We start from the raw sequence: 12,088 nt of genomic DNA, 5'->3' as shown, positions 1-12,088 counted from the left end.
TGGAAACAACGAGGTCTGCCGACACCGCACAAGCCGGGCGGAACGCGCCGGCCGACGGCGCAGTGCAGCCGGACGGCGACGCGCTGCTGCAGATGAACGGCATCGGCAAGCGCTTCGGCGAGCGCCGCGCCGGTCCGCTCGAACGCTGGCTGCAGCGCGCGGGCTGGTCCACGCCGGCACCGGTGACCCATGCCGTCGACGGCGTAGACCTGATGATCCGGCGCGGCGAGGTGGTCGGCCTGGTCGGCGAGTCCGGCTGCGGCAAGTCGACGCTGGGCCGCATGGCGGCAGGCCTGCTGCCGCCCTCCACCGGCGAGATCCGCTACCAGGGCCGGCCGGTGGCGTCGCTCGACGCCGCTGCGCGGCGCGCGCTGCGCCTCAAGGTGCAGATGATCTTCCAGGACCCCTATGCCAGCCTCAATCCGCGCCTGCGCGTGGACCGCATCGTCGGCGAGGGCGCGCGCCTGCACGGCCTGGTCGATGCGGCCGGCTTCGACGACTACGTCAGCGCCCAGCTCGAACGCGCGGGGCTGGACCCCGCGCTGCGCCAGCGCTACCCGCACCAGTTCAGCGGCGGCCAGCGCCAACGCATCGGCATCGCCCGCGCGCTGGCGGTGCAGCCCGAGCTGCTGGTCTGCGACGAGGCCGTGGCGGCGCTGGACGTCTCCATCCAGGCGCAGATCCTGAACCTCTTCCTCGACCTGCGTGAGCAGCTCGGCCTGACCTACCTGTTCATCAGCCACGACCTCGGCGTGGTCGAGCATATGTCGGACCGCGTGGTCATCATGTACCTGGGCCGGGTGGTGGAGAGCGCGCCGGCGCGCGAGATCTTTGCGCGCGCCAACCACCCGTACACGCAGGCCCTGCTGGCCGAGGTGCCGCGGCTGGACGCGCGCCGCAAGACCTTCGCCGCCATCCGCGGCGAGATCCCGAGCCCGCTCGCGCCGCCCTCGGGCTGCCATTTCCATCCGCGCTGCCCGCACGCGATGCCGCGCTGCCGGGAGGAGGTGCCGCGCCTGCGCGGCATCGCCGTGCAGCACCTGTCCGCCTGCCATCTCAACGACGCCGCCTGATGCCGACATCCCGCCCGGCGCCGACGGCGCCCCTCGCCCCCGCTAGTCTCGATAGACCCAGTAGACCCGATATAAGGAGCCTGCCCATGAACCGCCTGCTGCGCGCCACTTCCGCGTTTGCCACCGTGGCCGCCCTGCTCTGTGCCGGCGCCGCCGGTGCCCAGTCGCTGTCGATCGGCTTTGCCGATCCGCTATCCTCGCTTGACCCTCAACTGAACAACCACGCGGGCGACCGCTCGGTCGACCTGCATTTCTGGGACCTGCTGATCGAGAACCGCGACAACAAGCTGCAGCCTGGCCTGGCCCAGTCGTGGAAGGCGCTGGACGACAAGACCTGGGAATTCAAGCTGCGCCGCGACGTGAAGTGGCAGGACGGCAAGCCCTTCACCGCCGAGGACGTGGTCTTCTCCTACCAGCGCGCGCGCAGTGTGCCCGGCAGCGTGGCCCCCTTCGCGGGCTACCTGCGCACGGTCGAATCGGTCAGCGCCGCCGATCCGTACACGCTGCGCATCCGCACCCGCACGCCCAATCCCGATCTGCCGCTGAACCTGGCCTCGGTACACATCGTCAGCAAGCACGGGGGCGAAAAGGCCGCTACTGAGGACTACAATGCCGGCCGCGCCATGGTCGGCTCGGGCCCGTACAAGTACATGTCCTACGTGCCCGGCGAGCGTGTCATGATGGTGCGCAACGACGGCTACTGGGGCGCCAAGCCGCTGTGGCAACAGGTCAACTACCGCTATATCAACAACGGCGCGGCGCGCACCGCGGCCCTGCTGTCGGGCGACGTCGACGTAATCGACAAGGTTTCCGTGGCCGACCTGGCCAAGCTGAAGCAGTCGCCCAACGTCAGCGTCTACGCCTACCCGGGCCTGCGCGTGATGCTGCTGCAGCCCAGCTTCCGGCCCGGCCCCAACCCTTATATCACCGACAACGCCGGCAAGCCGCTGGACAAGAACCCGCTGACCGACGCGCGCGTGCGCCAGGCGCTGTCGCTCGCCATCAACCGCAAGGCCGTGGTGGACCGCATCCTGCAGGGCACCGCCACGGTGGCCAACCAGTGGATGCCGGCCAGTACCTTCGGCTACAACCCCGAGATCAAGGACATCGCCTACGATCCGGCGCGGGCCAAGGCGCTGCTGGCCGAGGCCGGCTTCAAGGACGGCTTCAAGCTGACCATCCACGCCCCCAACGACCGCTATCCGCAGGGCCCCGAGACCGCGCAGGCGGTCGCGCAGTTCTGGACCCGCATCGGCGTCAAGACGCAGGTGGAAGTGGTGCCCTGGTCGGTCTACTCTGGCCGCGCCAACAAGAACGAGTACGCCGTCAGCATGCTGGCCTGGGGCAACGGCACCGGCGAGGCCAGCTACGCCATGGTCAATGTGCTGGCCACCGTGGACGCCGCCAAGGGCCTGGGCGCATCCAACTGGGGCCACTACAGCAACGCCGCCGTGGACAAGGCGCTGGAGGCGTCCACCGCCGAATTCGACGCGGCGAAGCGCGAGGCCATCCTGCGCGGCGCGGCCAAGGTGGTCAGCGACGATGCCGGCGTGCTGCCGCTCTACCACTACCAGAACATCTGGGCTGCCAAGAAGGGCCTGAAGGTGGCGCCGATGACCAGCGACCGCACCGTGGCCATGATGGTCACCCGCAGCGGAGGCACAGGCAAATGAGAAGCGGAGGCATGCACGAACCGGTGCTGGACATTGCGCCGGCCGACGCGCTGATCGACGAGGCGCGCCGCATCACCGTGCGGGGACTGCGCCCCGGCGAGATCGTTACGCTGACCACGCAGACGCCGCGCGGCCGCGGCGTGCTGTGGGCCAGCCAGGCGGCCTTCGCCGCCGATGCCGACGGCACGGTGGACCTGGGCCGCGACTCTCCCGTCTCGGGCAGCTATGAAGGCGCCTCGCCGATGGGCCTGCTGTGGTCGCAGTGCCCGGTCGACGTGCCCAGCCGCGAGCTGTTCCACGCCGATGCCACCCAGCCATTGCGCACGCAAGTGGTGGTGGAAGCCGGCGGCGGCGAAGCCAGGGCCGAGCTGGTGCAGCGCCTGGCCGCGCCCGGCGTGACGCGGCGCGAGCTGCGCGAGGACGGCCTGGTGGGCACGCTCTACCTGCCGCCCGGCCCAGGCCCGCACCCCGCGGTGATGGTGCTCAACGGCTCCGGCGGCGGCATCAACGAAGCGCGCGCCGCCCTCTACGCCTCGCGCGGCTTCGCGGCGCTGGCACTGGGCTATTTCAAGGCGCCCGGCCTGTCGGACTACATCTCCAATACCCCGCTGGAGTATTTCGAGCGCGGCCTGCGCTGGATGCATGCGAACCTGCAACCGGCACACGGCTTCGTGGCCCTGTCCGGACAGTCGCGCGGTGGCGAGCTGGTGTTGCTGCTGGGCGCGACCTTCCCCGAACTGGTATCGGCCGTGATCGGCTACGTCCCCGGTGCGGTGGTGCACAGCGCGCAGAACGCCGCCGACCCGGCCATCGGCCGCGAGGGGCCGGCCTGGCTGCTGGGCGGCAAGCCGCTGCCGCACGTGTGGGAGAACAATCGCACGGCAAGCTGGGCGCCCTTCGACGAAGGCCCGGCGCCGCACCGGCATGAGCGCGCCATCCTGACCGCGCTGCAGGACCCCGACGCGGTCGCGCGCGCCCGCATCCTGGTCGAGCGCATCCGCGGGCCGGTGATGCTGCTGTCCGGCAGCGACGACGGTTCCTGGCCCTCCAGCCTCTATTCGCGCATGGTGGCGGACAAGCTGGCCGAATGCGGCCATCCGCATGAGGTGGCCCATCTCGACTTCGAGGCGGCCGGCCACGCCATCCTGTTCCCCTATGTGCCGACCACCCAGATGGTGTACGCACACCCGGTATCGGGACGCATCAGCACGACCGGGGGCACGCCGACGGCCAACGCCATAGCGGACGAGCAATCCTGGGCCGGCGTGCGCGCATTCCTGGAGCGCGCCGTGGCGGCAAGGACCGCAATGGCCGCTGCCGCACCCTGACCCCGACACCGGGCCCGGCCCCGCGCCCGCCCATACCAAGATCCGCACCGGACCAACGAGACCCGACCATGAGCCAACTTCCCGAATCCGCCGACGTCGTCGACCAGCTGGCCGGCCTTGCGCCGGGCAGCGCTACGCACACCCTGCGCCACGCGCGCGCCAAGGTGGTGGACGCCACCCAGGGCAGCTACGCCGGCCTGTTCGATCCGGCCCTGCCCGGCCTGACTCTAGCCGAGCGCCTGCTGGTGGCGCTGTACGCGGCGCGGCTGACGCCCAACGCCGAACTCGTCGCCCACTATCGCGCACGGCTGCAGCAGGCCGGCGCCGATGCCGCGCTGGTACAGGCCGTGGCCGAGGGCGATGCCTCCGCGGCGGCGGACGGCCGGCTGGCCGCCATGCTGGCCTTCACGCGCAAGCTGATCGAAGACCCGGTCGAGGGCGATGCCGCCGCGCTGCGCACCCTGCCGGCCGCGGGCCTGTCCACGCCCGAGGTGGTCACGCTGGCTCAGTTGGTCGCCTTCCTGTCCTACCAGGTGCGCCTGGTGGCCGGTCTGAAGGCTTTGAAGGCGCTGCAGGGCCTGGATGGCCGCGAGCTGGCGCCGGCCGCCGCATCCGCCGCGGCGGCACCGGCCCCCGCCAGCGTTCCCGGCCAGATCATCAAACTGCACGGCTTCACCAACGAGGTGCTGGACTGGAAGGCCTGGTTGGATGTAGTGGCGCTGGATCGCGCCACGCCCGAGCAGCTCGCGGTGCTGGAGGAAAGCCATCCCAAGGCCAAGGTCTCCGACTACTACCTGTTCCTGGTCCACCAGCCCGAGATCCTGCGCCAGCGCTCGACCGCCTTCAACGCCATCATGTACGCACCGGGCGGCATGCCGCGCGCCGAGCGCGAGCTGGCCAGCACTGTGGTGTCACGCCTGAACGGCTGCGTGTACTGCGCCTCGGTCCACGCCCAGCGTTTCGAGCAACTCGCCAAGCGCAACGACGCCATCATCCAGGTCTTCGAGAATCCGCGCAACGCGGGCACCAATGCGCGCGAACAGGCCATCTGCGCCTTCTCGGTCGCGCTGACCGAGAAGCCTGAGCGCATCACCGCCGAGGACCTGCTGCCGCTGCACCAGGCCGGCGTCAGCGAGGCGGAGATGCTCGACCTGGTCCATTCCATCGCCATCTTCGCCTGGGCCAACCGGCTGATGCTGAACCTGGGCGAGCCGGTGTTCCCGGCGCCGGCGAACTGAGGCGGGCGCAGCGACAGGCTGGGTCACCGCGCCGCGCGGGCCGGCCGACGTGGCCGGTCTTGCCTTCATCGACCCGGCCGGCCAGGCCGCGCAGTTCCCGCCCGCTCAGCCGGCGCCGTAGTGCACCGCCAGCCAGACCGTCGGCCGGCCGGCATCGGTCCACGCCACCCGGTGCCGGCAGTGCGCGGGGAGGTGCAGCCAGGCGCCCGGCTGCAGCAGGCGCGGCGCGGCTTCCCCTTCGATCTGCACCGCCGCGCTGCCTTCCAGCAGCAGCACCCACTCCTCCTGGGCGCTGTCGTACCAGAAGCCGGGCGGGCTGGACTGCCCGTTGGAGACGATGCGCTCGATCTTCAGCCCAGGGCGCTCCAGCAGCGCGGTGAAGACCTCCTCGGCGGCGCCGGCAGGCACGCCGGCGAACAGGTTGCCCTGGTTCTCATCCATCGCTTGCCTCCCATGCACCGCCGCGGTGGCCGGCGCTCAATCACTGCTCAATCGCCGCCGCCCGGTGCGATCACGTCGCGCGCGCCGTTGCGGCCCATCGGCGAGACCAGGCCCGCCACTTCCATCTGCTCGATCAGGCGCGCCGCGCGGTTGTAGCCGATGCGCAGCTGCCGCTGCACCGCCGAGATCGATGCGCGGCGCGAGGTCAGCACGAAGGATGCGGCCTCGTCATAGAGCGGATCGCTCTCGCCGTCGCCGCCCTGCCCGCCCTCGCCGAACAGGTCGGCCGCGCCCTCGGGCGCATCGCCTGCGAGGATGCTCTCGTCGTAGTCCGGCTCGCCGAACTGCTTCCAGTGCTCCACCACGCGGTGCACCTCGTCGTCGGCAACGAAGGCGCCATGCACGCGCTGCGGGTAGCCGGTGCCGGGCGGCAGGAACAGCATGTCGCCCTGGCCCAGCAGCGTCTCGGCCCCCATCTGGTCGAGGATGGTGCGCGAATCGATCTTGGACGACACCTGGAAGGCCACGCGCGTCGGGATATTGGCCTTGATCAGGCCGGTGATCACGTCCACCGAGGGACGCTGGGTGGCCAGGATCAGGTGGATGCCGGCCGCGCGCGCCTTCTGTGCCAGCCGTGCGATCAGTTCCTCGATCTTCTTGCCCGCCACCATCATCAGGTCGGCCAGCTCGTCGATCACCACCACGATCAGCGGCAGCGGATTGAGCGGCTCCGGCGCGTCGGGCGTCAGCGAGAAGGGATTGGGCACCTTCTCGCCGGCGGCGGCGGCCGCACGGATCTTCTGGTTGTAGCCGGCCAGGTTGCGCACGCCCAGCGCCGACATCAGCCGGTAGCGCTTTTCCATCTCGCCCACGCACCAGTTGAGCGCGTGCGCAGCCTGCTTCATGTCGGTGACCACCGGCGCCAGCAGATGCGGGATGCCTTCGTAGACCGACAGCTCCAGCATCTTCGGGTCGATCATGATCAGGCGCACATCTTCCGGCGTGGCCTTGTACAGCATCGACAGGATCATGGCGTTGACCGCCACCGACTTGCCCGAGCCCGTGGTGCCCGCCACCAGCAGGTGGGGCGCGCGCGCCAGGTCGGTCACCACCGGGTTGCCGGTGATGTCCTTGCCCATGGCCAGCACCAGGCGCGAAGCATGCGACTGGAAGGAAGCGGCGCGCACGACCTCCGACAGCCGGATCATCTGCCGCTTGGCGTTGGGCAGCTCCAGACCCATGCAGGTCTTGCCGGGAATGGTCTCCACCACGCGGATCGAAGTCACGCCCAGCGCGCGCGCCAGGTCCTTCATCAGGCCGACCACCTGCGCGCCGCGCACGCCCAGCGCCGGTTCCACCTCGAAGCGCGTGATGACCGGGCCCGCCGAAGCGCCCACCACCGCCACCGGCACCTTGAACTCGGCCAGGCGCTGTTCGATCAGACTTCCGGTCTCGTCCAGGCGCTGCTGGGGAACGTGCTCGACGTCGTCGCCGGCGGCTTCGAGCAGCTCGGTGCCAGGCAGGCGGTAATCGACGATGCGCGGCGGCGCGGCGGGAGCCGGTGGTGCGGGCGGCGGCTGCAGCGACACCACGCGTCCCACCACCGCCTGCAACACGATGCGCGGTTTGGGGGCCGGCGCACTGCTTTGTTCGAGCAAGGCATTGGCGTCCACCGGCTCGGCATCTTCTTCGGGCACGTCGGCCTCATCGCCCGCTGCCTCGGTGGCCGCGTCCACGAACACGGCCGGCTCTGTTTCCGGCGCTTGTCCAGCCTGGTTACCGGCCGTGGAATCCTGCGGCGCGATATCGCTGCCATCCGCCGCAGGCACCGCTGTGCCAGCTTCCGTCAGCGGCGACGCGGCGTCTGCCGTATCGGCCGCGCGCTCCGCCACGTCTTCGGACAGGTCCTCGATCGCAAATTCGGGCGCCCACTGCGCCGCGCCTGCTTCCTCCGCTTCGCATGTCGGTCCGGTTGCAGCAGCCTGCGGCTCGATACCATCGTCCGGGAGCGCGACAGCCTCCGCGGGCGCCGGGCCTTGATTCTCTGCCACTGACAGCGTTGCGCTAGGCTCGGCCGCCTCGGCAGTCTCGGCAGTCTCGATAGCTTCCACTGCTGCTGAGGCCAGATCGACCTCGGCAAAGGGGGCGCCAGGCTTACCTGGTTCAGCCGGGTCCGTCGTTCCGCTGTCTTCGATCACGACATCCCCGGCAGACGCTTCCTGCGGGATACCGGACACGCCGTCCGCCGGCACCACGGACTCGTCCTGTGCGCCAGCCGAAGCCGTTGCCACACTCGCCGGGGCGGCCGCTTCAGACTGGTCGGATGCAGGCGCCTCAGCCACTTCAGCCACTTCAGCCACTTCAGCTACTTCAGCCACTTCAGCCACTTCAGCCACTTCAGCTACTTCAGCTACTTCAGCTACTTCAGCCACTTCAGCCACCCTGGCTACTTCAGCTACCTTGGCTACTTCAGCCACCTCGGCTACCGCGGCCACTTCAGCTGTTTCGGCCACCTCGGCTACTTCAACCACCTCGGCTATTTCAGCTACCTCAGCTGCTTCGGCCACCTCGGCTACCTCAGTCGCTTCAGCCACCTCGGCCACTTCAGCCACCTCACCTGCGCCGGCCTGTGCCAGTCCCTGTCCGGCCTCCTGCTGCCCCTCACCTTCCGCGACGAGCGACGGCACGTCGCTGACGGCCGGCGGCGCGATCGGCGCAGCGGCGGGCGCCTGCGGGTCTGACGCACGGTCTGGCTCGCCCAGGGCTGCCGAGGCCGCTGCGGCGGTCGGCGGTACCAAGGCCGCAGCGGCCTGCCGGCCGCTTGCCGCCAGCGAACGCAGCTCCGCCAGCAGGGCATGCGCTTCCTGCCGGATCGATTCGAGAGCCTCGTGATCCCCCGTGGCATCGGCAAGGTCGGCCGCGGCCGCTTCGACCGGTTCGGCCGCTTCCGGCGCGCTGACCGCTTCGGCCACGTCGGCCACGTCGGCCGCCCCGGCCATATCGGCCGGACCCGCAGCATCGACACCGCCAGCCGCCGGCAGCGCGGGGCCTTCCGCTGGGGCCGGCATCGCGCCAGGCGCGGGACTGCCTGGCTCATTGACAGATGCCGCAGGCGCGGCGCTAGCTGCCTCGACCGATGTCTCGGCGACCGGCGTTGCCTGCGTGGCCTCGGCAGCAGGCATGCTCGCGGTGGCATCCGACTGCGCCGACGGCATGGAAGCAGCCGGCAGTTCCGCTGGAACCGGCGCTGCCTGCGCGGTAGTCATGGCAAGCCCGGCCGCTCCTGCGGATATCGCTGCCACTGCCGCCGGCTTGGCAGCACCCGTGTCAGCCGTCCCCGCCGTCGCATTGGCCGGCTTGCCGGCCGCGTTCGTGTTTCCGTTGGCGCCCGGCAAGGTGGTGGCGCGGCGCTGCAGGCCAGGCTGTGGCTGGCGGATCGGGCTGCTGGCTACCGCGCCCCGTGCGGCGACCGTGGCGGGCCGGGCGGCTTGCGCCGGCTGGGTCTGCGGGGCCGCTTGCGCGGACTGGGGGGATGGGCGTGCCGCGCGTGCCTGGGCCTGCGGCACCGTTCCCCTACCGGACGGCATGCCGCGCTGCGGCGGCGTGGTGGGCGTGATGGGCGTGGTGGGAGCAGCAGGCGTAGCAGGCTTCAGCCGCGTGGCGGTACGGACCGGCGCGGCCCCCACCGGGCTCGCCGCGCCTGCGGCAGCGGCAGACGTGGCCGCGGCGCGTGCCCCGGTGGGCTGGGCCGGTCCGGGCGGCGGTGCTTGGTGCAGCCAGATTTCGCCTGGCTGTGGCGGCGAGTTGCGCGTGCGCGGCGGCGGTTGCCAGGCTGGCTGACGACTCGCCGACACGGCATCGAAGCTCTTGTGGCGTGGCGTCGGCTCGTTCCAGCCGGGCGCGCGGTCGCCCGCGGACGGCGTAAATGTGCCAACACCAGCGGATTCACGGGCTTCCGGCTCGCGTGCCGGCGGTGCTGCGCGTTCGGGGGCGTCCGGCCTGGCCGGCTTGGGCTGGCGCAGGAAGAGGCCGCGCCAGCTTTCGCCGAACACCATCGGTGCCGCCAGCGCGAGCACGCCGAGCATCAGCAGCAGCGAACCGGTCCAGCCGATGGCGTGGCTGGCCAATGCCGCCAGTGCGCGCCCGGCGGAGCCGCCCGCCGTCGTGCTGCCCTCGGCTGCCGTCAGGGCTTCGAGCGAAGCGCCGGCGCACAGAACGACAAGCGTACCCAGCAAGACGCGCACCGTACCAGGACCGAAGACGCGCCGTTCGCCCGCCAGCGCCCGTGCCGCCAGGCGCCAGAGCAGCGGCAGCAGCCACAGGGTGGAAAATCCGAACCAGCCGAAAAACATTGTTGCCTTGTATTCATCTGAACCACGGGCAGCGATTGTAGCGGGTATGGCCGAACGGTATCTCGGTGGTTGCAAATGCTAACGGTGAAATACTGCAGAATGTCAGACATACGGCGGGTGCCCCGGCCTTGGCCCGCCCTTGGTCCGCACTTGCCTGCCCGGTTTTCTCCGCGCCATCGCATATCGAACGCTCGCCCAATCATGCCGACCCTGCCCGCCCCATCCGTTCCTTCCGCGCCATCCGCTCGCTACGCTGCCCTCACCGTCCTGGTGGTCGACGACCATCCCTTCCAGCGCGCGGCCGCCGAGCAACTGCTGCACCGTCTGGGCGTAAGCAAGGTCCGCTGCGCGGCCGACGGCCACGAGGCCGCGCAACTGCTTGCCGCCACGCCCTTCGATCTGGTGTTGTGCGACATCGACATGCCGGGCCTCAACGGGCCCCAGCTGATGAGCGAGCTGAGCCAGCGTGGCGCCCAGGCCTTCGCCGGCCCGCCGCCGGCCTGGTTGTGGGTGAGCGCGCTGGACGAGGCCATCCTGGCGTCGCATCTCGACCTGGCCGATGCGATCGGACTGCCGCAGGTGCATGCCTTGCACAAACCCCTGTGCGCCGAGGCGCTGGAGACGATCCTGCGCGATGCGATGGCGCTTCACCACCAGGGTGCCGCGCGGCCCGTGGCGCCGTTGCCCGACGACCAGCGGCTGCTCGCCGCACTGGAGGCTGGCGACGAGTTCTTCGTCGAGCTGCAGCCCCAGATGCGCATCGACAGCGGCACGGTGGCCGGGGCCGAGGCCCTGTGCCGCTGGCGAGATCCCGCGCAAGGCCTGATCTCGCCCGAGCACTTCATCGCCCGGCTGGAGGCCTTGGGCGAGGCCGACGCCATCTTCTTCCTGGTCGCCCAGCGCTGCCTGGCGGTGCTGCAGCGGCTGCAGGCCGCGTCGGCCAGCGTCCCGCTGAGCATCAATGCGTCGGCGCAGACCCTGTGCCGCGCAGGCGTGCTGGAGCGCTTTGACTCTTTGGTGGCAGCCAGCGGCATCCCGCGCGGCCTGTTCACGATCGAGCTGACCGAGTCGTTTCCGGTCGCCGATCCCGTTTCCCTGTCGGTCGCGCTCAACCGCCTGCGGCTGATGGGCTATGGCGTGGCCATGGACGACTTCGGTGTCGGCATCGCCACGCTTAAGCTGCTGGCCGACCTGCCGGTCACGCAGGTGAAGCTGGACCGCTCCTTCGTTGCCAGCGTGGATGGCAACAACCAGCGCGGGCTGATCTGCCGCAGCATGATCGGACTGGCACGCGACCTGAAGCTGGAATGCGTCGCGGAAGGCGTGGAAACCGAGGCCCAGCGCGAGGTCCTGCTGACGCTGGGTTGCACCCTGGGCCAAGGCTATCTGTGGTCCAAGCCGATGTCGGAAGACGAGTTCATCGACTACGTGCTGGCCCGCCGGCCGAGCTAGTTCCAGCGGCCGGCCGCCCCGCCGATGCTGAGGCGGCCCGCGCCCAGCAAGGCCACCGCCAGCGCGCCGGCCAGGTACATGCCCTGCAGCTCAAGCGCCCAGCCGCCGGTGGAAGACATCTCGCCGAATTGATGGAGGTGGACCAGGCCGAGCGCGAACAGCATGTTGATGACCACGATCAGGCCCGCCAGCCGTGCCCAGATACCCAGGATCAGCAGCACCGGCGCCACCACCTCACCGATGTAGACCAGGTAGGTAAGCGACTGCGGCAGGTCCGCCTGCTGCACCATCTGCGCGACGAAACCCGGTCCGTGGATCAGCTTGCTGATGCCGTGGCACAGGACCAGCGCCCCCAGCACGATGCGCAGCACCGCCTTGCCAAGGTCCTGGGAAACTTGGGAACCGCTCATGGCCATCTCTCCTTGTCCGCGCTAGGCGGCGATGGGCCGGGATGGGCCGCGCCGGAATGCGCCCCGGGCGACACACTGCCGGCGCTTTTGTACCTTAGTGCGGCCGGGCGTGAAGGTAAAG

8 protein-coding genes are annotated in these 12,088 nt (G+C 70.3%); 5 read left to right on the top strand and 3 right to left on the bottom strand.

The features are described 5' to 3' along the window. Positions 1-92: 92 nt before the first annotated feature. The 4 genes from AC1Z3O_RS08745 to AC1Z3O_RS08730 all read left to right on the top strand — a co-directional run bounded on the left by AC1Z3O_RS08745 (position 93) and on the right by AC1Z3O_RS08730 (position 5,312). On the top strand, positions 93-1,073 hold the full coding sequence (locus AC1Z3O_RS08745) for an ABC transporter ATP-binding protein (protein WP_483517551.1): 981 nt from the start codon (positions 93-95) through the stop codon (positions 1,071-1,073). A gap of 86 nt (positions 1,074-1,159) precedes the next feature. Next, the gene (locus tag AC1Z3O_RS08740) at positions 1,160-2,746 is read left to right on the top strand and encodes an ABC transporter substrate-binding protein (RefSeq protein ID WP_483515209.1); all 1,587 of its coding nucleotides are present in this window, start codon (positions 1,160-1,162) and stop codon (positions 2,744-2,746) included. Positions 2,747-2,757: 11 nt separating this feature from the next. After that, positions 2,758-4,074, top strand: a complete 1,317-nt coding sequence (locus tag AC1Z3O_RS08735; protein WP_483515208.1) for an acyl-CoA thioesterase/bile acid-CoA:amino acid N-acyltransferase family protein — start codon at positions 2,758-2,760, stop codon at positions 4,072-4,074. A 68-nt stretch (positions 4,075-4,142) separates the two neighbouring features. Continuing rightward, positions 4,143-5,312 carry a CMD domain protein gene (locus AC1Z3O_RS08730; protein WP_483515206.1) on the top strand — a complete coding sequence of 390 codons (1,170 nt, stop codon included), beginning with the start codon at positions 4,143-4,145 and terminating at the stop codon, positions 5,310-5,312. Between the two features lie 105 nt (positions 5,313-5,417). Here the strand turns inward: AC1Z3O_RS08730 and AC1Z3O_RS08725 are convergent, their stop codons facing one another. Together AC1Z3O_RS08725 and AC1Z3O_RS08720 are read right to left on the bottom strand one after the other, a co-directional pair. After that, a complete protein-coding gene (locus AC1Z3O_RS08725) occupies positions 5,418-5,753 on the bottom strand; it encodes a cupin domain-containing protein (RefSeq protein ID WP_483515204.1) in 336 nt (111 codons plus the stop codon). A gap of 47 nt (positions 5,754-5,800) precedes the next feature. Beyond that, positions 5,801-10,105, bottom strand: a complete 4,305-nt coding sequence (locus tag AC1Z3O_RS08720; protein ID WP_483515202.1) for a DNA translocase FtsK — start codon at positions 10,103-10,105, stop codon at positions 5,801-5,803. 201 nt (positions 10,106-10,306) lie between these two features. On the opposite strand from AC1Z3O_RS08720, the gene AC1Z3O_RS08715 reads away from it, so the two are divergent. Further along, positions 10,307-11,557 carry an EAL domain-containing response regulator gene (locus AC1Z3O_RS08715; RefSeq protein ID WP_483515201.1) on the top strand — a complete coding sequence of 417 codons (1,251 nt, stop codon included), beginning with the start codon at positions 10,307-10,309 and terminating at the stop codon, positions 11,555-11,557. Here the strand turns inward: AC1Z3O_RS08715 and AC1Z3O_RS08710 are convergent. After that, positions 11,554-11,967: a DoxX family protein gene (locus tag AC1Z3O_RS08710; protein ID WP_483515199.1), complete on the bottom strand. Its 414-nt coding sequence runs from the start codon at positions 11,965-11,967 to the stop codon at positions 11,554-11,556. The genes AC1Z3O_RS08715 and AC1Z3O_RS08710 overlap by 4 nt on opposite strands. Between the last annotated feature and the right edge of the window lie 121 nt (positions 11,968-12,088).

Source organism: Cupriavidus sp. 09_S30, assembly GCF_056930435.1.
Note: the sequence above shows the minus strand (reverse complement) of the source record. Positions and strands in the feature narration are given on the sequence as shown.